14 protein-coding genes and 1 pseudogene are annotated in these 21,367 nt (G+C 74.8%); 7 read left to right on the top strand and 8 right to left on the bottom strand.

Annotated features, from left to right (window positions below):
* Positions 1 to 362: 362 nt before the first annotated feature.
* From AB0442_RS19405 to trpS, 3 genes are all read right to left on the bottom strand, one after another.
* Positions 363 to 1,052 (bottom strand): nucleoside/nucleotide kinase family protein, encoded by a 690-nt coding sequence (locus AB0442_RS19405; RefSeq protein WP_366164174.1) that lies wholly within the window; start codon positions 1,050 to 1,052, stop codon positions 363 to 365.
* A 221-nt stretch (positions 1,053 to 1,273) separates the two neighbouring features.
* A complete protein-coding gene (locus tag AB0442_RS19400) occupies positions 1,274 to 2,359 on the bottom strand; it encodes an LD-carboxypeptidase (protein WP_366164173.1) in 1,086 nt (361 codons plus the stop codon).
* A gap of 97 nt (positions 2,360 to 2,456) precedes the next feature.
* Positions 2,457 to 3,470: a tryptophan--tRNA ligase gene (trpS, locus tag AB0442_RS19395; protein WP_366164172.1), complete on the bottom strand. Its 1,014-nt coding sequence runs from the start codon at positions 3,468 to 3,470 to the stop codon at positions 2,457 to 2,459.
* Positions 3,471 to 3,949: 479 nt separating this feature from the next.
* On the opposite strand from trpS, the gene AB0442_RS19390 reads away from it, so the two are divergent.
* Positions 3,950 to 4,639, top strand: a complete 690-nt coding sequence (locus tag AB0442_RS19390) for a hypothetical protein (protein WP_366164171.1) — start codon at positions 3,950 to 3,952, stop codon at positions 4,637 to 4,639.
* A gap of 70 nt (positions 4,640 to 4,709) precedes the next feature.
* Here the strand turns inward: AB0442_RS19390 and AB0442_RS19385 are convergent, their stop codons facing one another.
* Positions 4,710 to 5,348, bottom strand: a complete 639-nt coding sequence (locus AB0442_RS19385) for an NUDIX domain-containing protein (protein WP_366164170.1) — start codon at positions 5,346 to 5,348, stop codon at positions 4,710 to 4,712.
* Between the two features lie 189 nt (positions 5,349 to 5,537).
* On the opposite strand from AB0442_RS19385, the gene AB0442_RS19380 reads away from it, so the two are divergent.
* Complete coding sequence (locus tag AB0442_RS19380; protein WP_366164169.1) at positions 5,538 to 6,422, top strand: ATP-grasp domain-containing protein; 885 nt, start codon at positions 5,538 to 5,540, stop codon at positions 6,420 to 6,422.
* Positions 6,423 to 6,483: 61 nt separating this feature from the next.
* On the opposite strand, the gene AB0442_RS19375 is transcribed toward AB0442_RS19380, so the two are convergent.
* Together AB0442_RS19375 and AB0442_RS19370 are read right to left on the bottom strand one after the other, a co-directional pair.
* Complete coding sequence (locus AB0442_RS19375) at positions 6,484 to 10,353, bottom strand: ABC transporter ATP-binding protein (protein WP_366164168.1); 3,870 nt, start codon at positions 10,351 to 10,353, stop codon at positions 6,484 to 6,486.
* A 170-nt stretch (positions 10,354 to 10,523) separates the two neighbouring features.
* Positions 10,524 to 11,189 (bottom strand): TetR/AcrR family transcriptional regulator, encoded by a 666-nt coding sequence (locus tag AB0442_RS19370; protein WP_366164167.1) that lies wholly within the window; start codon positions 11,187 to 11,189, stop codon positions 10,524 to 10,526.
* A 129-nt stretch (positions 11,190 to 11,318) separates the two neighbouring features.
* Here AB0442_RS19370 and AB0442_RS19365 point away from each other — a divergent pair, with 129 nt between their 5' ends.
* From AB0442_RS19365 to AB0442_RS19350, 4 genes are all read left to right on the top strand, one after another.
* Entirely contained in the window at positions 11,319 to 13,040 is a 1,722-nt protein-coding gene (locus AB0442_RS19365) for a carboxyl transferase domain-containing protein (protein ID WP_366164166.1), read from the top strand.
* 146 nt (positions 13,041 to 13,186) lie between these two features.
* Entirely contained in the window at positions 13,187 to 15,382 is a 2,196-nt protein-coding gene (locus tag AB0442_RS19360; RefSeq protein ID WP_366164165.1) for a biotin carboxylase N-terminal domain-containing protein, read from the top strand.
* A gap of 38 nt (positions 15,383 to 15,420) precedes the next feature.
* Positions 15,421 to 16,374 carry a hydroxymethylglutaryl-CoA lyase gene (locus AB0442_RS19355; protein ID WP_344627797.1) on the top strand — a complete coding sequence of 318 codons (954 nt, stop codon included), beginning with the start codon at positions 15,421 to 15,423 and terminating at the stop codon, positions 16,372 to 16,374.
* Between the two features lie 59 nt (positions 16,375 to 16,433).
* On the top strand, positions 16,434 to 17,618 hold the full coding sequence (locus AB0442_RS19350; protein WP_366164164.1) for an acyl-CoA dehydrogenase family protein: 1,185 nt from the start codon (positions 16,434 to 16,436) through the stop codon (positions 17,616 to 17,618).
* 30 nt (positions 17,619 to 17,648) lie between these two features.
* On the opposite strand, the pseudogene AB0442_RS19345 reads toward AB0442_RS19350, so the two are convergent.
* Positions 17,649 to 18,083: pseudogene (locus AB0442_RS19345) on the bottom strand (universal stress protein); the annotation flags it as partial.
* Positions 18,084 to 18,989: 906 nt separating this feature from the next.
* Between AB0442_RS19345 and AB0442_RS19340 the strand changes: the two are divergent.
* Positions 18,990 to 20,060 carry an HAD family hydrolase gene (locus AB0442_RS19340; RefSeq protein ID WP_366164163.1) on the top strand — a complete coding sequence of 357 codons (1,071 nt, stop codon included), beginning with the start codon at positions 18,990 to 18,992 and terminating at the stop codon, positions 20,058 to 20,060.
* Here the strand turns inward: AB0442_RS19340 and AB0442_RS19335 are convergent.
* Positions 20,027 to 20,845, bottom strand: a complete 819-nt coding sequence (locus AB0442_RS19335) for a GNAT family N-acetyltransferase (RefSeq protein ID WP_366164162.1) — start codon at positions 20,843 to 20,845, stop codon at positions 20,027 to 20,029. The genes AB0442_RS19340 and AB0442_RS19335 overlap by 34 nt on opposite strands.
* Positions 20,846 to 21,367: the final 522 nt, after the last annotated feature.

Here is a 21,367-nt window from a genome sequence, read left to right as displayed (position 1 = left end):
GTTGAGTTCTCAAGGAACGGACACTTCCTTCGGACCGCCTTCCAGCGGACCCTCCGGGCGTTTCGCTCTTCCGTGTTTCCAGCTTATCAGATCCGAGCCTGTGCTCTTCACCGACGCGCTTTCTTCACTGCCTTGTCAGAACCGGCCTGACGGCCCGTCCGACGTTTCAAACCCTAGCCGATCCCCGCTCCGAAAAGCGAATCCGGCGCCGGCCCGAACGCAATCCCTAAAACGCGCACGTCGAATTCGCACCGGGACGCGACAAGACGCGACCCGATGAGGATCTGGAAGTGGTGTTTCGAGGGATTGGCCGCTCCGGGACCGTCCGCGCAGATGCGTGTCCGGTGCTCCCTGCCGAGCGACTAGGAAACAGTACGCCCATCGGCGGCCGCAGGCAAATCCGGCACGCGGACGAGCCGGCTGCAGATGTCGCGGCCTGCCTTCACGTACTCCCCGTTCGGGTGGTCGTTGGCGGCGATCCGCAGTGCCGCGGCCTGGTGGTCCTGGCCTCCGCCGGTGTGGCGGTCGATCAGGCGGCGGTGGCGGAGGTCGTCGTCCGCGTCGACGTACCAGAGCTCGCGGAACAGGGCCCGGGCCGTCGTCCACGGGGCCTCGGGGGCGGCGAGGTAGTTGCCCTCGGTCACCACGAGGCGGGTGTGCGGCCTGATGACGTGGCGGGCGGCGACCGGCTCGTCGAGGGCCCGGTCGAAGTCCGGCACGTAGATGTCGTGGAACCGCTCGTTGGTGACCCGCCGGAGCAGGGCCAGGTAGCCGGCGGAGTCGAAGGTCTCGGGGGCGCCCTTGCGGGCCCGCAGGCCGAGGCGGTCGAGCTGGACGTTGGCCAGGTGGAATCCGTCGAGCGGGAGGTGGGCAGCGGCCTCCGGGCCCTCGTGGCGGCCGACCGCGTCGACCAGGTGGCGGGCGAGGGTCGACTTGCCGGCCGCCGGCGGGCCGGCGAGGCCGAGGATCACGCGTCCGCTACCGCTCCCGGGACCGTGCAGCAGTCCGAGCGCCCGCGCGACCAGGTCGTCCGGCGTCGCGACCTCGGTCACCCCGGCCGCCTCGGCGGCACCACCGGTGTTCGCGGAACGGCGTCCCGCCGCCGCCCGACCGTTCTCCGACGTGTGGCCCCCGTGTACGTCAACGTGCATGGGTCGCACCCTACTCAGCCGGGACGCCGGAAGCACCGCACCGCGGGACCGACGACCGCAGGACGGCGACCTCAGGGCGGCGACCTCAGGGCGGACCCGCCCGGGCCGTGGGCGCGGCGCGCTCAGGCAGCGGCCTCCCCGACCGCCGCGGCACCGAACACCGGCTCGTCGAGGGTCAGGGTGCCGGCGTCCGCGTCCAGGACCGCGTGGACGCCCAGCGGGACGGTGAGGCTGCTGGGGCCGTGCCCGAAGCCGAGCTCCCAGATCACCGGGACGCCCAGCGGCGCCAGCCGGTCGAGCATGACCTCGCGGACGGGCCCGGGCGGTCCACAGCCCTCCCAGGATCCGAGGGCGATGCCGGCCACTCCGTCCATCGCCCCGGAGCGGAGCAGCTGGGTGAGGGTGCGGTCGAGTCGGTAGGGCAGCTCGTTGACGTCCTCCAGCAGCAGGATGGTGCCGGCGAAGGAACGGCGGGCTGTCGGGGTGCCGCGGTCGGTGGCGAGGAGTGCGGCGCAGCCGCCGGCGGTGGTGCCGGCGGCCCTGCCGGGGACGAGCGGCTCGGCGGTGGCCGCGGTGAGGACGCGGGTGGTCTCGGGCTCGAAGAGGGTGCGCCGGAGGTGGTCGGCGGTGGCGGGGTCGTCCAGGAAGGTGGCCGCCGTGCCCATCGGGCCGTAGAGGGTGGGGAGGCCGAGTCGGAGGTCGACGGTCTCGTGCAGCACGGTGATGTCGCTGAAGCCGACCAGGATCTTGGGCGGTGCGGCGCGCAGGGCCTCCCAGTCGACGAGGTCGACCATCCGTTGGACGCCGTAGCCGCCGCGGGCGCAGACGACGGCCGCGATGCCGGGGTCGAGCCAGGCCCGTTGGAAGTCGGCGGCGCGGTCGGCGTCGGTGCCGGCGAGGTACCCGTGGACGGGGTGGCGGTCGAGGAGGTGGTCGCCGGGGACGACCTGCAGGCCCCAGGAGCGGAGCAGGGCGGTGCCTGCGGCGAGGCGCTGCGGGTCGATCGGGCCGCTGGGGGCGACCAGGGCGACACGGTCGCCTGCCGTCAGCCGTCGTGGGCGCCTCCGTGGACCCGGAGCCGGCAGAGCGGCGGCGGGCAGGCCCGGTACCGGAAGACCCGGTGCCCGCGGGAGCGGTGCGGGGGCCGGTGTCTGCCCGGGGGCGGGGTCGTGGCCGTCCGCGGCGCCGCCGGTCGTCAGCTGATCCATCGACAGTTCCTCCCCCTTGGTCGCAGGTTCGTCTGCTCACGGTATTCCCCGGTGCGGGGGTGGAACGATCCACCCCCGCACCGGGAATGCTGCCGCTTCACACGGTGCCCATCACCTCGCGGACCTCGGCGAGGGTGGTCGCGGCCACGGCGTTCGCGCGCTCGTTGCCGGCGCGCAGCACCTCGCGGAGGAAACCGCGGTCGGCGGCGAGTTCGGCCCGGCGTGCCCGGTGCGGGCGGAAGTACTCGTTGACGGCCTCGGTGACCAGTTTCTTCAGCTGGGCGGCGCCGCTGTCGCCGACCTCCTCGGCGACGGCTTCGGGGGTGCGGTCCAGGCAGAGGGCGGCGAGCTGGACGAGGCCGGCGACGCCGGGACGGTTCTCGGGGTCGTAGGTGATCCGACGGTCGGCGTCGGTGGTCGCGGCGCGGAGGAGGCGGGCGGTCTCGTCCTCGGTGGCGCCGAGCGGGACGGCGTTGCCCCGGCTCTTGCTCATCTTGCCGCCGTCGGTGCCGAGCAGCAGCGGGGCGGCGGAGAGCAGGGCGTCGGGCTCCGGGAAGACGGGTGCGCCGTAGCGCTCGTTGAAGCGGCGGGCGACGGTGCGGGTGGTCTCCAGGTGCGGGAGCTGGTCCTGGCCGACGGGGACGAGGTCGGCCTTGCAGAAGAGGATGTCCGCGGCCTGGTGGACGGGGTAGGTGAACATCAGGCCGCTGACGGTGGCGCGGCCGGAGTGGGCGATCTCGTCCTTGACGGTGGGGTTGCGGCCGAGTTCGGCGACGCTGACCAGGCTGAGGAAGGGCACCAGCAACTGGTTGAGCGCGGGGACGGCGCTGTGGGCGAAGACGGTGGCCCGGTCGGGGTCGACGCCGGCTGCGAGGTAGTCGAGGACGAGGTTCTCGGCGTGCTCGGCGAGGTTGTCGGCCAGGTCGCGGTCGGTGAGGACCTGGTAGTCGGCGACGACGAGGAAGAGGTCGACGCCGAGGCGCTGCAGTTCGACGCGGTTCTGCAGGGTGCCGAAGTAGTGGCCGAGGTGGAGCGGGCCGGTCGGCCGGTCCCCGGTGAGGATGCGGTGACGCGCGGGGTTGCGGCGGATGCCGTCGACGGTGGTGATCACTGAGGTTCTCCTCGGGTGGCGGGCGGGTGGTGGCACCGTCCGCCGGGCGTTGCCGCCCCGGGGGTGAAAAGCATCAGGGCCGCCCGTACGGACGGCCCTGTGGTCATGCGTGAGGGGTGGCCGTCCTAGGACGGCCACCAGTTCAGGCACGGCTGACGCTTCATGGGACCAGGGTACGCGTACGTCCGGCCGTTCTCCGCACCGGTTTTCGGCCCGCCGCCCGCCGCGGGGGCTCCTGGGCGGCGGCCGGGCCCGTCCGCGGCCGACACATGGTGGACCACCCTGGCTCCCAAGGCCCTTGTGCGGCAGGATCGTTCGTGCCGCAGACCGAAGGGCCCGCACCCATGACCCCGCTCGACCCGCCAGCCGCCGACCGATCCTCCCCCGGTCCCGTACCTCGGGACGGGGCCCCCGGCCCCCACGGTCCCCTCGGCCCCGCGGCGCCCTCGACAGAAGCACCGACGGCACCGGCACCCACGGTGGCAGGTCCGGAGGGCGGGGCCGAGCCCGTCGACCCCACCGCGGTGCGGCTGCTGGCGGGGCTGGCGGCCCGGCTGCGCGGGGCGTACGAACGGGGCACCCATCCCGCCGATCTGGCGGCGGCCTGCCACAAGTCGGAGGCGGAGGTGCGCCAACTGCTGGCCGCTGCCGGGGCGGACCTCGATGCGGCCAGGCCGGTGGGTGACGGCCCCGCGACCGCGGCGGGCCCCGCGGGCGGACCGGGCGACGGCGGCCGCCAGTTGCGCCGGGCGCGGCGGCCGGTTCCGTCGCGGCGGCTGCGCCGGCTGCACCCGCGACCGCAGGAACGGCAGGAGTCGTGGCATCCGGCCGGCACGGGCGGCCAGGCCCAGGAGGGCGGTGGGCCCGGCGGCGGGCCGCCGTTGGGGATATTGATCGGCGGATCGTCTTCGGCGCCGAGTGCGGGGGCGCGGCAGCCCGAGCGGGTCGATGCGCGGTTGGTGCGGTTCGGCACCGGCACCTGCCTGGTGGTGCTGCCCGCCTGGCGGGAGGCGATCGCCGTGGCCGTGCCGACCGAGCGGCTGCTCGCCTCCACCGGGCTGACGGTCGAGCAGGTGGCGGGTGCGCGTCTCTCGGTGCTGATCAATCCGGAGGCGCTGCACGACCGCGACCTCGGGCTGCACGACTGGCGGGCGGACCAGCCGCACTGAACCGGCCCGCGTCGGCGGCGCGGCGGCCCGCCCGGTGACCCGTCGTCATCCGGTGCGTGACGGACCGGGGTCAGCCGGCCGTCCGCACCGGCTCGTCAGGGGCGCTGTTCGGTGTGCCGTGCGGGACGTGGCCCAGGTGCACCGGCCCGGCGGTGGGGTCGGCATCGCGTCCCCGTGCACCGCGGACGGCGGCCAGCAGTGCCGGCAGTTGCGGCGGCCAGAGTGCGTCGGCCTCGGGCGAGGCCAGTTCCTCCGGACTCCACCAGCGCCATTCGAGGATGCCGTCGGCCCGGTGGACTCCGCTGACGTCGCCGAGCGGGCCGCGGCGCGGGCCGGTGGCCAGGTAGATGTGCTCGTGCTGGCGGACGGGGATGCCGTGCCAGGTGAAGTCGTGCTCCCAGGTGCACAGCAGGCGGGCGGGCACGATGTCCGTCCAGCCGGTCTCCTCGTGCAGTTCGCGCAGTGCGCCGACGGTCGGGGTCTCGCCCTCCTCCAGCCCGCCGCCCGGCGCCGTCCAGTGCACGCCGACCTCGGCGTTGTCGCTGCGGAGCAGGAAGACGGCACCGTCCGGGGCGAGGACGACCGTGCGGGCCGCGGCCCTCGGTGTGCGGCCGCCCGCCGTGGCGTCAGGTCGTGCGGTCGGTCGGCCCGGTGGGCGGCCGAGGAGTCGGCCCAGCACGGGTCCCAGGAGTCGTTGCAGCTTCGGCATCGAATCACCGTGGCACGCATCGCCGGGGGTGTCGACCGGTATTCGGGGTGCTGGAGCCGGTCCCGGCCGGCCGCGGTCCTGACCCGGCGGTCCCCGGGTGCGGGCGGCGTGTGCGCAGTGGGGCGTGTGCCCGGCGGGGCGGGTGCGGGGCGGGGTGCGGACGGGCCGGTGCGCCGTACGCTGTGGGCCATGACCACCCCGGCCGTCCTGCTGCCCGCCGATCCGCTCGCGCCGCGCAGGCCCGACCCGCACTACGGCTGGGAGGCGCAGCTGGTGCGCGACCTCGGCGGTGCCTGTGTGCTGCTCGACCACGACGCGCTGCTCGCGGGTGACGCGGCGGCGGCGGTGCGGCGGGTGCCGGTGGGCGTCGGGCCGCTCTGGTACCGCGGCTGGATGGTGCCGGTGCCCGCGTACCAGGAGTTGGCGCAGGCGCTGGCGGCGCGCGGCGGGGTGCTGCTGACCACGCCGACCGGGTACGGGGACGCCCATGAGCTCCCCGGCTGGTACGGGGTGTTCGAGGGGGCGACGCCGGAGAGCCGCTGGCTGCCGGGGGTGGCCGCGCCGTCCCGGGAGGAGCTCGCCGCGCTGGCGGGGCGGTTGGGCGGGCACGGGCCGGCGGTCGTCAAGGACTACGTGAAGTCCCGCAAGTACGAGTGGGAGGAGGCCTGCTTCGTCCCGGACCTCGCGGACACCGACCGGCTGTGCGCGGTGGTGTCGCGGTTCGTGGAGCTGCAGGACGGGGCACCGACCGGCGGGATCGTGCTGCGCCGGTACGAGGAGTTCGTCCGGGACGCGCGGGGGCGGGCCGAGGAGTCCCGGGTCTGGTGGGTGGACGGCGAGCCGGTGCTGCGCGGTGCCCACCCGGATGCGCCGCCGGGGCCGGCCCCGCACGCGGACCTGTCGGTGGTGGGGCCGCTGGTTCACACGCTGGGCTGCCGGTTCGTGACCACCGATCTGGCACGGCGGGCGGACGGGTCGGGCTGGCGGGTGGTGGAGGTCGGTGACGGCCAGGTGAGCGACCTGCCGCGGGGCGCGGACGCGGCCTCGCTGTACGCCGCGCTGCTCGCGGTCTGACCCTGCCGGTGGCAGGCACGCCCGGCGGACCCCCGGGTGGGGTCCGCCGGGGGCGCGGTGGTCAGCCGACCGGGGTGGGGCGGCCGTCGGAGACGAAGGCCTGCCAGAGCCGGTGGTAGGTGCCGCCCGCGGCGAGGAGTTCGCTGTGGGTGCCGTCCTCGACGATCCGGCCGTGGTCGAGGACGACGATCCGGTCGGCGCGTTCGGCGGTGGTCAGGCGGTGGGCGATCACCAGGGTGGTGCGGCCGCCGCTGAGGCGGTCGGCGGCCTGGTTGACGGCGGCCTCGCTGGCGAGGTCGAGGGCGGCGGTCGCCTCGTCCAGCAGCAGGATGTCGGGGTCGACGAGTTCGGCGCGGGCGAGGGCGACGAGCTGGCGCTGGCCGGCGGAGAGGTTCCGTCCGCGGGGGGCGACCTCGTGGTCGTAGCCGCCGGAGAGGCCGAGGATCATCTCGTGGGCGCCGACGGCGCGGGCCGCGGCCTCGACCTCGGCGCGGGTCGCGCCGGGCCGGCCGTAGGCGATCGCCTCGTGGAGGGTGCCGGCGAACAGGTACGCCTCCTGCGGGACGACGCCGAGCCGGTGCCGGTACTGGGAGAGGTCGTAGCCGGTGATGTCGGTGCCGTCGACCCGGACGGTGCCGGAGGTGGCGTCGTAGAACCGGGCGACCAGCTTGACTAGGGTGGACTTGCCGGCGCCGGTCTCGCCGACCAGGGCGACGGTCTGGCCGGCCGGGATGTGCAGGTCGATGCCGGTGAGCACGTTCGGCAGGTCCTCGCCGTCGCCGTTGTAGGCGAAGCCGACGCCGTCGAGGTGGATGTCGCCCTTGAGGCGGGTGACCGGCACGGGCGGGTCGGCCTCGGGGGTGCTGGTCGGGGTGCGCAGCAGTTCGCCGATCCGGCCGAGGCTGACGCTGGCCTGCTGGTAGCCGTCGAACACCTGGGAGAGCTGGTTGACCGGGGCGAAGAACAGGTCGATGTAGAGCAGGTAGGCGACCAGGGCGCCGATGGTGAGGGTGCCGGCGTCGACCCGGGCGGCGCCGGCGATCAGGACGAGCGCGGAGGCGACGCTGGAGAGGAACTGGACGAACGGGAAGTACAGCGAGATGTAGAGCTGGGCCCGGGCGCGGGCGTCGCGGTACTCCAGGCCGCGGGCGACGAAGCGGGCGGTGTTGACGTCCTGCCGGCGGAAGGCCTGGACGATCCGCATGCCGGCGACGTTCTCCTGCAGGTCGGCGTTGACGGTGGAGATCAGGTCCCGGGAGATCTGGTACTGGACGGTGGACTTGCGGCGGAAGACCAGGGTGGCCACGACCAGCACGGGCAGGACGGCGAAGACCACCAGCGCGAGGCCGGCGTCGAGGATCAGCAGTGCGGCGAAGATCCCGAAGAAGGTGAGCAGGCTGACCACGGCGGTGACGACGCCGGTCTGCAGGAAGGTCGAGATCGAGTCGACGTCGGTGGTCATCCGGGTCATGATCCGGCCGGTGAGCTCGCGCTCGAAGTAGTCGAGGCCGAGCCGGTTGAGGTGCGCGAAGATCTTCAGCCGCAGGGTGTAGAGGACGCGCTCGCCGGTGCGGCCGCTGACCCTGGTCTCGGCGCTCTGCACCAGCCAGTCCAGCAGGACGACCACGAGGGCGCCGAGGGCGGCGACGGTGACGCCGGTCATCGCGGCCTTGCTGACGCCGTCGTCGATGCCGTGCCGGATCAGGATCGGCAGGGTGAGGCCGGCGGCGGTGTCCAGGGCGACCAGCAGCAGGGCGAGGGCCAGCGGGCCGCGAAAGGGTGCGAGCAGGCGGCGGAGGCTGAAGTGCAGGTCGCCGGCCTCGGCGTCCTCGACCCGGATGTCGGGGGTGTCGGTGGCGGGCCGCAGTGCGGCGACCTTGGCGAGGAGTTCGGCGTCGGCGGCGGGCTTCTTGGCCGGGGCGCCGTCGCCGGTCGTCGCGGCCGCGGTGCTCCCGGCCGCAGCGGTGCTCCCGGCGGCAGCGGCACCCTCGGCGCTGCCGCGGGCGGTGGCGTCGGCGGCGTCCGGGTCGGTGATCAGTGCCCGGTAGAGCGGACATCGCTCGTCCAGCTCGCGGTGGGTGCCGATGTCGACGAGGCGGCCGCGTTCGAGGACGGCGATCCGGTCGGCGAGCTGCAGGGTGGAGCGGCGGTGGGCGATCAGCAGGGTGGTGCGTCCGGCCATGACCGAGCGGAGCGCCTCGAAGATCTCCGCCTCGACCTGCGGGTCGACCGCGGAGGTCGCGTCGTCGAGCAGCAGGATCCGCGGGTCGGTGAGGATGGCGCGGGCCAGGGCGATCCGCTGCCGCTGGCCGCCGGAGAGGGTGAGTCCCTGCTCGCCGACCTTGGTGTCGTAGCCGTCGGGCAGCTCGCGGATGAAGCCGTCGGCCCGGGCGGCGCGGGCGGCGGCCTCGATCTGCTGGTCGGTCGCCTCGGGGTGGCCGTAGGCGATGTTGGTGCGGACGCTCTCGGAGAACAGGAAGCTCTCCTCGGGCACGATGCCGACGGTGGCGCGCAGCGAGTCGAGGGTGATGTCGCGCAGGTCGTGGCCGTAGAGCCGGACGCTGCCGGCCGTCGGGTCGTAGAAGCGCGGGACGAGCTGGGCGACGGTCGACTTGCCGGAGCCGGAGGCGCCGACCAGGGCGAGGGTCTCGCCGGGCTGGAGGCGCAGGCTGAGGCCGTCGAGGACGGGGACGGCGTCCCCGTCGCCCGGGTGGGCGTCCCCGTGCTCCTCGTAGTGGAAGTCGACGCGGTCGAGTTCGAGGGCGGCGGTGCCGGGTGCGGGCGCGCCGGGCGCGGTGGCACCGGGGTCGGTGTCGGCGGGGGTGAGCGGCCGGGCGTCGGGGCGCTCCTGGACGTGCGGGCGCTGGTCGATCAGCTGGAGGACGCGTTCCACGCCGGCCCTGGCCTGCTGGCCGACGGTGATCACCATGGCGAGCATCCGCACCGGGCCGGTCATCTGGGCGACGTAGGTGGAGAAGGCGACGAAGGTGCCCAGCGAGACCTGGCCCCGGACGGCCAGCCAGCCGCCGAGGGCGAGCACGGCGACCTGGGCGAGGGCGGGGACGGCCTGCATGGCCGGGGTGTAGCGGCTGTTCAGCCGGATCGAGCGGAGCCGGGCGGCGTACAGGCCGCGGGAGGCCTTCTCCAGCTTGGCGCGCTCCTGGGCCTCCTGGCCGAAGCCCTTGACCACCCGGACGCCGCCGACGGCCGCGTCGACGACACCCGCGACCTGGGCCGCCTCCTGTTGGGCGGCCCAGGTCGCGGGGAAGAGCCGCTTGCGGCTGAGCGCGGCGCACCACCAGAGGGCGGGCGCCATCACCAGGGCGATCAGGGTGAGCGGCAGCGAGAGCCAGAGCATGACCGCGAAGGACATGCCGAACATCAGCAGGTAGCCGGTCATCATCGGCAGCATCGAGAGCAGGCCGTTGATGAGCTGCAGGTCGGAGGTGGCGCGGCCGACGACCTGGCCGGTGTCCAGGCGGTCCTGGCGGCGGCCGTCGAGGCGGGTCAGCGAGGTGAAGAGGTCCGCCCGCAGGTCGTGCTGGACGTCGAGGGCGAGCTGTCCGCCGTAGTAGCGGCGGATCTGCGCGCAGAGGAAGACCACGGCCGCGGCGAGCAGCAGCACGACCGCCCAGGGCGTGAGCGGGCGGGTGTGGGCGGTGATGACGTCGTCGATGATCAGCTTGGTGATCAGCGGGACGACGGCGCTGACGGCCATGCCGACGAGCGAGGCGCCGAAGGCGAGCAGGACGTTCTTGCGGTAGCGCCAGGAGTAGCCGCCCAGTCTGCGCAGCCAGCGGGACTCGTCCGGGGTACCGGGGGTCCGCCGGTCTCCGGACCGGCGGCGGCGCAGGTGGGCCTTGCCGGACCGGCTGCTCTGAGGATCGGCGTCCCGGGAAATCTCCGCAGTAGAACCATGAGTCTCAGGCATATTTAGGGATACTAACCATTCGGCTCGACCGCCGTCCATCGCCTTTCGACGGACGCCCGGCAGGCTCAACGACGAGGGGTCCGCGAAACCTTCCCGCCGCCTCCCAGGGTCGCCGATCCACCTGCCCGGACGCACGGGCCGCCGGACCGGCCGGACCTCCGGCGCTGGTCCTACGCCCGGTCGCGGGAGACCCGGGCGGCGGCGCCGGCCGCGGCTGCGGCGAAGGCGCCCTGGGCGAGGCTGTGCAGGAGGGCGGCCATCGCGTCGCGGGGCAGCCCGGAGCGGTCCGGCTGGCCCGGGTGGGGGGCGGCGCTGTGCGGGGTGGAGTTGAGCAGGCCGAAGACGGCGTGGACGGCGGCCCTGGCCAGCGGTTCGGCGTCGGGGGCGGCGAGCGGCGGGAAGGCCTCGCGGACGACGCCGACCCAGAGTTCGACGTAGCCGCGCTGCAGCCGGCGGACCCGGCGACGGTCCTCCTCCTTCAGATGGAGCAGTTCCCGGTCGTGCAGGATGATCAGGTCGCGGTCGTCCAGGGCGAAGTCCACGTGGCCGCCGATCAGGGCGTCCAGCGCCCCGGCGGGTCCGTCCGCGCCGCCGGCCTCGCCGGCCCGGCGCCGGCCCTCCTCCAGCAGCCGTTCGCTGATGCCGATCAGGAGGTCGGCGAGCATCGCGTCCTTGCCGGCGAAGTGCCGGTACAGGCCGGGGCCGCTGATGCCCACCGCCTTGCCGATCTCGTCCACGCCGACGCCCAGGAAGCCACGCGCGGCGAACAGCCGCGCGGCCTCCTTGCGGATCTGGTCGCGGCGTGGGAGCGCGGAGGCTGCTGGCACGTTCGGCATGCTGCCCATCGTAGACAGCCGCGTTATCGGCGGTTAACCTGGCCGCAGGAGTTAACGCTCATTAACCTCCGGGCGGCGGACCATCCCTCCGCACGTCCACTCGGCTCCGAGGGCAAGGGAGCTCTTGGGATGGTCCTCTCATCCATTGGATCCGCCGTCGGCCCGGCGGCCGGCCCGTTCACCGGCCCGGCCGCCGGCACCGATCCGCGGCACGCCGTCCCGGGTGCCGCCGCCGCGCCGGCACCGCGGCTGGAGTCCGCCGCCGACCCCGGCTCGGCGGCCTACCGCGCCAACGAGGCCGCCCACCGGGAGCTGGTCGACGAGCTGCGCAGCAAGCTCGCGACGGCCGCGCTGGGGGGCGGCGCCAGGGCCCGGGCCCGGCACACCGCGCGCGGCAAGCTGCTCCCCCGCGACCGCGTGGACACCCTGCTCGACCCGGGCTCCCCCTTCCTGGAGCTGTGCCCGCTCGCCGCCGACGGCCTCTACGACGGCGCCGCCCCGGCCGCCGGTGTGATCGCCGGCATCGGACGGGTGGCCGGCCGCGAGGTCGTGGTCGTCGCCAACGACGCCACCGTCAAGGGCGGCACCTACTACCCGATGACGGTGAAGAAGCACCTGCGCGCGCAGGAGGTGGCCCTGGAGAACCGGCTGCCGTGCGTCTACCTCGTCGACTCGGGCGGCGCCTTCCTGCCGATGCAGGACGAGGTCTTCCCCGACCGGGACCACTTCGGCCGGATCTTCTACAACCAGGCCCGGCTGTCCGCCGCCGGCATCCCGCAGATCGCCGCGGTGCTCGGCTCCTGCACGGCCGGCGGCGCCTACGTGCCGGCCATGAGCGACCAGGCCGTGATCGTCCGCAACCAGGGCACGATCTTCCTCGGCGGCCCGCCGCTGGTGAAGGCGGCCACCGGCGAGGTCGTCACCGCGGAGGAGCTCGGCGGCGGCGAGCTGCACTCGAAGACCTCCGGCGTCACCGACCACCTGGCCGAGGACGACGCGCACGCGCTGTCGATCGTCCGCACCATCGTCGCCGGGCTCGGTCCGCGCGCCCCGAAGCCGTGGCCGCTCGCCCCGGTGGAGGCGCCCGCGGTGGACCCGGCCGGCCTGTACGGCGCGGTGCCGGTCGACCCGCGCACCCCGTACGACGTGCGCGAGGTGATCGCCCGGCTGGTCGACGGCAGCCGCTTCGCCGAGTTCAAGGCCGAGTACGGGCCCACCCTGGTCACCGGCTTCGCCCGGATCCACGGCCACCAGGTCGGCATCGTCGCCAACAACGGCGTGCTGTTCGCCGAGTCCGCGCTCAAGGGCGCGCACTTCGTCGAGCTGTGCGACCAGCGCGGCATCCCGCTGCTCTTCCTGCAGAACATCACCGGCTTCATGGTCGGCCGGCAGTACGAGGCGGGCGGCATCGCCAAGCACGGCGCCAAGATGGTGACGGCCGTGGCCTGCACCCGGGTGCCCAAGCTGACCGTCGTCATCGGCGGCTCGTACGGCGCCGGCAACTACTCGATGTGCGGCCGGGCGTACTCGCCGCGCTTCCTGTGGATGTGGCCGGGCGCCAAGATCTCCGTGATGGGCGGCGAGCAGGCGGCCTCCGTCCTCGCCACCGTGCGCCGCGACCAGTTCGAGGCCCAGGGCGAGGACTGGCCGGCCGAGGCGGAGGAGGAGTTCAAGCGCCCCGTCCGCGAGCAGTACGAGCGGCAGGGCAGCGCCTACTACGCCACCGCCCGGCTCTGGGACGACGGCGTGATCGACCCGATGGAGACCCGGACCGTCCTCGGTCTGGCACTCACCGCCTGCGCCAACGCCCCGCTCGCCGAGCCCCGCCCGTACGGCGTCTTCCGCATGTGACCGGCCGGGCCGGTGCGGTCGCACCGCCCGGCCCGACCCCGGCCCCGCCGCGCACCCCCGCGGCACCGCACCCGCCGCACCCGCGCCGCCCGACCCGCCACCGCCGCACCGGCAGCGCCATCCCTCGACCCGGAGGAAGACCTCCCATGTTCGACACCGTTCTGGTCGCCAACCGGGGTGAGATCGCCCTCCGGGTGATCCGCACCCTGCGCCGGCTCGGCATCCGCTCCGTCGCCGTGCACAGCGACGCCGACGCCGACGCCCCGCACGTCCGCGAGGCCGACCTCGCCGTCCGGCTCGGCCCGGAGGGGCGCAGCGACAGCTCGGCGGCCGAGACCTACCTGCGGACCGACCTGCTGCTGGCGGCCGCCCGCCGCACCGGCGCGCAGGCCGTGCACCCCGGGTACGGCTTCCTCGCCGAGAACCCCGGCTTCGCCCGGGCGTGCGCCGAGGCGGGGCTGGCCTTCATCGGCCCGCCGCCGGCCGCGGTGGAGCTGATGGGCGACAAGATCAACGCCAAGGAGGCCGTCCGCGTCGCGGGCGTGCCGGTGGTGCCCGGCAGCAGCGGCGGCTCGCCGAGCGACGCCGAGCTGGTCGCGGCCGCCGAGGAGATCGGTTACCCGGTGCTGCTGAAGCCGTCCGCGGGCGGCGGCGGCAAGGGCATGCGGCTGGTCCGCGACCCCGCCGAGCTGCCGGCCGAGATCGACGCGGCGCGGCGGGTGGCGCGCACCGCGTTCGGCGACGACACCCTGCTGCTGGAGCGCTGGGTGGACCGGCCGCGCCACATCGAGGTGCAGGTGCTCGCGGACGCCCGCGGCACCACCGTGCACCTCGGCGAGCGCGAGTGCAGCCTGCAGCGCCGCCACCAGAAGCTGATCGAGGAGGCCCCCTCCGTCCTGCTCAACGAGGAGACCCGGGCGGCGATGGGTGCGGCGGCCGTGCGGGCCGCCGAGGCCTGCGGCTACACCGGCGCCGGCACGGTCGAGTTCATCGTGCCTGGCCTGGAGCCGGGCGCGCAGGCCCCCGAGGGCGTCCTGGACTTCTTCTTCATGGAGATGAACACCCGCCTCCAGGTGGAGCACCCCGTCACCGAGCTGGCGATCGCGGTGCGCACCGGCGACGGCGCCGAGCCGCAGCGGCTCGACCTCGTCGAGTGGCAGCTGCGGGTGGCCGCCGGCGAGGCGCTGCCCTTCGCCCAGGAGGACGTCTCCTTCGTGGGCCACGCGATCGAGGCGCGGATCTGCGCCGAGGACCCGGACCGCGACTTCCTGCCGACCGGCGGCCGCATCCTGCGGCTGGACGAGCCGGCCGGCGAGGGCGTCCGGGTGGACTCCGGCGTGGCCGCGGGCACCGAGGTCGGCAGCCTCTACGACCCGATGCTCGCCAAGGTGATCGCGTACGGGCCGGACCGGGCGACGGCGCTGCGCCGGCTGCGGGCCGCGCTGGCCGACACCCGGATCCTGGGCGTCACCACCAACACCGGTTTCCTGCGGCGGCTGCTGGCCCACCCCGAGGTGGTGGCGGGCCGCCTCGACACCGGGCTGGTGGAGCGGACCGCTCAGCAGACCCCCGTCCTGCTGAGCTCCCCCCACACCCGCACCGGTGCCGACACGACCCCGCAGGACGCGGAGAGCGCGGACCTGCTGCCGATCGCCGCGGCGATCGCCCGGCAGCTGGACCTCGCCCCGGCCGTCGCCCCCGACGGCTGGACCGACCCGTTCTCCCGCCCCTCCGGCTGGCGGCTGGGTGGCGGGGCGGCCTGGACGGCCCACCGCCTGCGGCTCGCCGGGCAGGAGCCGGTCACCGTCCGGGTGCGGCCGACCGCACCCGGCTCGGTGGCCGAGACCGCCGGCACCCCCGCCTCCGCCGGCCTGCAGGTGCAGGTCGGCGACGGACCGGTGCGGCGGGCCACGGCCCACCGCTCCGGCGGCCGCCTGCAGGTCTCCCTCGACGGCCTGCAGACGACGTTCGCACACACCACCGACAACGGGCCCGCAGGCCGCGTCGACTGGCTCGCCGTGGACGGCGACGCCTGGGCGGTGCACGCGTACGACCCGGTGGCGGACCGCGCCGCCGCGGGCGGGGCCCACCACGGCGCGCTGACCGCGCCGATGCCGGGCACCGTCACCGTGGTCAAGGCCGCGGCCGGCGAGCGGGTGACCCGTGGTCAGACCCTGCTGGTCCTGGAGGCCATGAAGATGGAACACGTGATCGCGGCGCCGCACGACGGCACCGTCAGCGAGCTGCGGGCGAGTGCCGGCGCGACCGTCGCCATGGACGAACTGCTGGCCGTCGTCGTACCCGCCGAGGGCGACGCCGAGAAGGCCGAGGTGGCCCCGTGACCGCGGAGCAGGACGGGACGGCGGCCGAGCCGGGCGTGCTGGAGCTGGGCCTGCCGGACCCGGTGCGCGACCCGTCGCTGCCGGCCCGGGTGCGGATCCACGAGGTCGGCGCGCGGGACGGCCTGCAGAACGAGAGCGGGCTCGTCCCGGTCGAGGTGAAGGCCGAGTTCATCGCCCGGCTGGCCGCCGCCGGCCTGCGCACCGTCGAAGCGACCAGCTTCGTGCACCCCAAGTGGGTGCCGCAGCTGGCGGACGCCGAGGAGCTGATGCCCCGGCTGTCGGGCCTGGCCGGGCGGTACCCGGGCCTGCGGTTGCCGGTGCTGGTGCCGAACGAGCGCGGCCTGGACCGGGCGCTCGCCCACGGCGCGGCGGAGGTCGCGGTCTTCGCCAGCGCCACCGAGACCTTCGCCCGGCGGAACCTCAACCGCTCCGCCGACGAGGCCATGGCGATGTTCCGCCCGGTGGTGGCCCGCGCCACGGCGGCCGGGGTGCCCGTCCGCGGCTACCTCTCGATGTGCTTCGGCGACCCGTGGGAGGGCCCCGTCCCGGCCGCGCAGGTGATCGGCCACGGGCTGCGCCTGCTGGAGATGGGCTGCGCCGAGCTGAGCCTCGGCGACACCATCGGCACCGCCACCCCCGGCCAGGTCACCGCGCTGCTGACCGGCTTCGCCGAGGCCGGGGTGCCGATGGACCGGCTCGCCGTGCACTTCCACGACACCTACGGCCAGGCGCTGGCCAACACGCTGGCCGCGCTGCGCTGCGGGGTGACCGTGGTGGACGCCTCGGCCGGCGGCCTCGGCGGCTGCCCCTACGCGAAGAGCGCCACCGGGAACCTGGCCACCGAGGACCTGGTGTGGATGCTCCACGGCCTCGGCATCGACACCGGCGTCGACCTGGCCGCCCTCGCCGCCACCAGCGGCTGGATGGCCGGGCAGCTCGGACGCCCCAGCCAGTCGCGGACCGTCCGGGCGCTGCTCGGCCCGTCCGCCTGACACACCCCGTCAACACATCGTCACCCCGGCCCGACCGGCCGCGATCCAGGAGGATCCCCATGCTCGACCACCGGCTGAGCACCGAGTACGAAGAGCTGCGACGGACCGTCGCGGAGTTCGCGAACGACCGGGTCGCGCCGAAGATCGGCGAGTACTACGAGCAGAACGAGTTCCCGTACGAGATCGTCCGCGAGATGGGCGAGATGGGCCTGTTCGGCCTGCCGTTCCCCGAGGAGTACGGCGGCATGGGCGGCGACTACTTCGCCCTGGGCATCGCCCTGGAGGAGCTCGCCCGGGTCGACTCCTCGGTCGCCATCACCCTGGAGGCGGCCGTCTCGCTCGGCGCCATGCCGGTGTACCGCTTCGGCACCGAGGAGCAGAAGCGCACCTGGCTGCCGAAGCTGACCTCGGGCGAGATGCTCGGCGCCTTCGGCCTCACCGAGCCGGAGGGCGGCTCGGACGCCGGCGCCACCCGCACCACGGCCCGCTACGACGAGGCGACCGACGAGTGGGTGATCAACGGCACCAAGTGCTTCATCACCAACTCCGGCACGGACATCACCGGCCTGGTCACGGTGACCGCGCTGACCGAGCCGTCCACCCGCGCGGACGGGGCGGCGCTCTCGCCCACGCGGGAGATCTCGTCCATCATCGTGCCGGCCGGGACGCCCGGGTTCCAGGTCTCCAAGAAGTACTCCAAGGTCGGCTGGAACGCCTCCGACACCCGCGAGCTCTCCTTCACCGACTGCCGCGTCCCGGCGGCGAACCTGCTGGGCGAGCGCGGCCGCGGCTACGCCCAGTTCCTGCGCATCCTCGACGAGGGGCGCATCGCGATCGCGGCGCTCGCCACCGGTCTGGCCCAGGGGTGCGTCGACCAGTCCGTCGCCTACGCCGGCCAGCGGCGCGCCTTCGGGCGGCCGATCGGCGCCAACCAGGTCATCCAGTTCAAGCTGGCCGACATGGAGATGCGCGCCCACACCGCCCGGCTGGCCTGGCGCGACGCCGCCTCCCGGCTGCTGCACTCCGAGCCGTTCAAGAAGGAGGCCGCGATCGCGAAGCTGTACGCGTCGGAGGCCGCCGTGGACAACGCCCGCGAGGCCACCCAGATCCACGGCGGGTACGGCTTCATGAACGAGTTCCCGGTCGCCCGGTTCTGGCGCGACTGCAAGATCCTGGAGATCGGCGAGGGGACCTCGGAGGTCCAGCGGATGCTGATCGCGCGGGAGCTCGGGGTGACCTCCTGACCGGACCGGGTCGACCTCCCCGGCGGTCCGTCAGGGGATGACGATCACCGGGCGGTTGGCGCGCCGCGCCAGCCGCCCGGACACCGAACCGAAGACCTTGCCGAGCAGGCCGCGGGTGCTGCCGACGACGATCGCGTCGGCGGCGTACTCGCGGCCGACCTCTTCGATCTCGTGGCAGATGTCGCCGCCGCGCTCGACCAGGATCCACGGCACGCCGGCGAGGAAGTCCGCGCAGGCCAGCTCGAGGCCGAGGATCTCCGTGCGGTGGTCCGGCAGGTCGACGAAGACCGGCGGCTCGCAGCCCGCCCAGACCGTGGCCGGCAGCCGGTTCGCCACGTGCACGATCACCAGGCCGCACTGCGACCTGCGCGCCATGCCGACCGCGTAGGCCAGCGCACGCTCGCTGGACAGCGAGCCGTCGAAGCCGACCACCACGCCGTGCTGGAACACCGGGTCGCAGGCGCGGGCCGGCTGATCCTCCACCAGGTGCTCGCCGTCGCCCTCGGTGCGGCCCGTCATCGGACCGGGGCCGTCGCTCATCGGGCCGCCTCCGGGCGCTCCGGCGCCCCGTGCACCGCCGTGCCCGCCGCGGCCGGACACCCGGCCGCCCGGGCCCGCTGCGGGGCCGTGTGCCCCCGCCCGGCGCCGCGCGGACAGCGGCCACGCACGGAGGGCCGCGGCACGGGCTGCGGCGAGTGCGGCCCTGCGGGCCTGGGAGCGACCGCCGAGGGGACCGCCGTGGACCGGCAGCGCACCGCCGCCGGCATCCGCACCGGCGGGTACGGGAGGCTCAAAACCAGCCATCGCTCACAGCTGTTCGGGGAGGACGGGCCGACGGAACGCAACAGCGCCGCCGGGGCAGCAGGCCCACCCTCGGCACCGAGCCGATGTCCGCCGAGCACCACTGGATGCGACCTGTTCCTCTCAGAGTACGACGAGCGCGGAACGCGGCCCAGCAGTCGGACCCCGGTGGGCCAGGGGTTCCCGCAAACGGACCGCGTGCGCCGCGCTTTGTGCGCCCCCCGCGCACGCCGGCCGGAGGCCACCTGTCACGGAGGTTCCCAGGAGCTTGACCGACAACCCCCGATAACGCAACAGGCCGAACACACAACGTGATCCGACCGTCATCGAGAGGCACCGGGGCGGTCGCACGAGGCACCGGGACGGTCACGCGATGCCGCGGCGGAGCTCTTCACACCACTCCCACCAGTGCATTCACGTCCCGCTCGCCCCACCCGTCACAGCCCCGGCGAAACATCGCGTTCGGCCACCGGTCCGTCACCGTCCGGATTCGGCCAATCCGCCCCGTGGACAGGTCGACGATTGGCAATTGCCAGGTGCATACGTGCCCGCACTGGCAGCATGCTCGACATGCCGCTGCTCCTGTTCGACCTCGACAACACCCTGCTGCCCAGGGACGCCGCCTACCGGGCGTGGGCCGTGGACTTCCTGGCCGAACACCGCCTGCCCGCCGCCGACATCGACTGGTTCACCACCATCGACGGCAGCGGGTACGTGCCGCGCAGCACCGTACTGGGCGCCGCGAAGCGCCGCTACGGCCTAGACCACTCGATGGACCTGCTGCTCGCCCACTACCGCCGCGGCATCAACGCGCACATCCACTGCCCCGCCTCCCACCTCGACGCGCTGCACGCCGCCCGGGCCTCCGGTTGGACCCTCGGCATCGTCAGCAACGGCGGCACCAAGCCCCAGGTGGAGAAGATGCGCCGCACCGGGCTCGACCGCCTCGTCGACGGCTGGGTCGTCTCGGAGGAGGCGCGGTGCGTGAAGCCGGACCCGCTGATCTTCGAGATCGCCGCCCGCCGCTGCGGGGTCGCCCCCTCCCCCGGCTGGGAGGCCAACACCTGGATGATCGGCGACCACGGCCCGGCGGACGTCGCGGGTGCCGAGGTCGCGGGGCTGCGCAGCGTCTGGCTGCACCTGGGCCGCCCGTGGGCCGAGCAGGGCTACCGTCCGACGCTGAGCGCCGCCGGGCTGCCGGAGGCCGTCGGCCTCGTCCTCGGCGCCCGCAGCGCGCCCACCGCCGACACCGTCCGCCGCGGGGCCGTCCGGCGTGCCGTGGCGCAGCAGGCCGCCGCCCGGCGGGCCGCCACGGACCCGGTCGTGCCGGTCACCCCCGTCGTGCAGCTCCCGTCCGTCGTCCAGCTCCCCTCCGTCGGCGGCACCACCCCGCTGGGCGCCGGGCGGGCGCCGGCGCAGTCGGCCGCCGTCCGGCTGAGCCCCGCCGCCGCGGCCGCCCTGCAGGCGCCGGCCGGCCCGCTGCCCGCCGTGGCGCACGCGGGCGTCACCGGCGGCCCGGGGGGTGCGGGCGGCGACGTCCCGGCGCCGGTGCTGACCCGCTTCACCGTGCCGCAGGCGGCCGTCGGACCGGTCGCGGCGGCGGCCGGCTACACGGTCATCGACGACGGCGTCGCCGGGTAGCGCCACCAGCGCGCGACGCCGTGCTCGGTGAAGCCGAGCCGGCGGTACAGCGGCTCGCCCAGCAGGGTCGAGGTCAGGGTGGCCGGCCGGTCGGGGTGGGCGGCCAGCACGGCGGCCACCAGGGCCCGGCCGATGCCGCGCGAGCGGTGCTCGGGAAGGGTCGCCACGGAGTAGAGGCCGACGGCCGTGCCGTCGTCGTGGCTGACGCAGGCCCCGGCGGGGCGGCCGTTCACCCGGGCCGCCCAGGCGCGGGGGCCGGGAGCGTCCAGCAGCCCGGGCGGCAGCATCGTGCCTCGGACGAACGGCAGCCGGGCGGGCATCGGGAAGCCGTCGACGACCACGCGCTCCACCTCGCCGAGCTGTTCCGGCGACAGCGCCTCGCCGACCGTCAGCAGGCCCGCCGGCTCCCCGCGCCGCCCCCTCGGGGCCGCGGGGGCGACCGCCCCGTCCGCCGCCGGTGCGCCGCCGGGCTCACGCACCATCACCGCCTGGCCCAGCGAGGCCTCGCAGCCGTGCGGGCGCAGGTCGAGGCTCCCGTACGGGTCCTCCAGGCAGAGCCGTGCCGTCCGCCACCGCCGGAGCACGCCGAGCAACTCCTGCCGCAGCACCGCGGGTTCGTCGTGGGGGCGGGTGACGACGAACCGGTGGACCTCGGCCTCGCCGTCGCAGCGGACCGCGGTGAACCACGGGGTGCGGACGGACTCCCAGCCGTGCACCCGGGCCTGGGCCAGCCAGAAGCCGGCGGCGTTGTCGTTGGCCAGTTCGAGCCGGCTGCGCGTGTCCATGGGGCGACCTTAACCGCCGGCCGTGTCCCCCGGCGGGGGCTGTCCAGCCCTGCGCAGAAGGGCTCGCACCGGCGCACGGGCGCGTCCTGTGCGCCCCGTTTCGTACCGCCTGTTTTCGGCCAATTTCGATGCAGCGCCCGGGTGTTGGCCAAAGCCGCAGCCCAGGGCCGCCGGTGGGGCCGGCGGGTCCCCGGGTGCCCGGGATCGGTCGTGCGACAACCAGCCAGCGTTGCGCCCGCCCCCTTCCCAGAGGGGTCGACGGGTGCCACGCTTCGTGATCGAATGCATCACGCCAAATTGCCATGTCGACATAGCGTCGGATGGTGAACTTGTCACAACAGCAACGGTCCACCCACTAGATTCGATCTTGGCGGGCAGTGCCGCACCACCACACCACACCACCGAGGGGGCTGGAACGCCTTGAGCAGGGTGAGCAGGAGCGACGCGGGTCCTGACGGCGGTCAGCCGCCGACCGGCCTCCCGGGCCGGTCCGCCAGAGCTGACGGGTCGGCAGTCCGCGCC

It is taken from the genome of Kitasatospora sp. NPDC085895 (genome assembly GCF_040702125.1).
GTDB classification, from domain to species: domain Bacteria; phylum Actinomycetota; class Actinomycetes; order Streptomycetales; family Streptomycetaceae; genus Kitasatospora; species Kitasatospora arboriphila.
The sequence above is the reverse complement of the archived record's forward strand: the minus strand, read 5'-3'. Positions and strand labels throughout refer to the sequence as shown.

Coding starts and splice junctions, on each gene's coding strand:
- AB0442_RS19400 (WP_366164173.1), bottom strand. CDS start 2,359: ATGGATCAGCTGACGACCGGCGGCGCCGCGGACGGCCACGACCCCGCC.
- AB0442_RS19385 (WP_366164170.1), bottom strand. CDS start 5,348: ATGCCGAAGCTGCAACGACTCCTGGGACCCGTGCTGGGCCGACTCCTC.
- AB0442_RS19380 (WP_366164169.1), top strand. CDS start 5,538: ATGACCACCCCGGCCGTCCTGCTGCCCGCCGATCCGCTCGCGCCGCGC.
- AB0442_RS19375 (WP_366164168.1), bottom strand. CDS start 10,353: ATGCCTGAGACTCATGGTTCTACTGCGGAGATTTCCCGGGACGCCGAT.
- AB0442_RS19370 (WP_366164167.1), bottom strand. CDS start 11,189: ATGCCGAACGTGCCAGCAGCCTCCGCGCTCCCACGCCGCGACCAGATC.
- AB0442_RS19365 (WP_366164166.1), top strand. CDS start 11,319: ATGGTCCTCTCATCCATTGGATCCGCCGTCGGCCCGGCGGCCGGCCCG.
- AB0442_RS19360 (WP_366164165.1), top strand. CDS start 13,187: ATGTTCGACACCGTTCTGGTCGCCAACCGGGGTGAGATCGCCCTCCGG.
- AB0442_RS19350 (WP_366164164.1), top strand. CDS start 16,434: ATGCTCGACCACCGGCTGAGCACCGAGTACGAAGAGCTGCGACGGACC.
- AB0442_RS19340 (WP_366164163.1), top strand. CDS start 18,990: ATGCCGCTGCTCCTGTTCGACCTCGACAACACCCTGCTGCCCAGGGAC.
- AB0442_RS19335 (WP_366164162.1), bottom strand. CDS start 20,845: ATGGACACGCGCAGCCGGCTCGAACTGGCCAACGACAACGCCGCCGGC.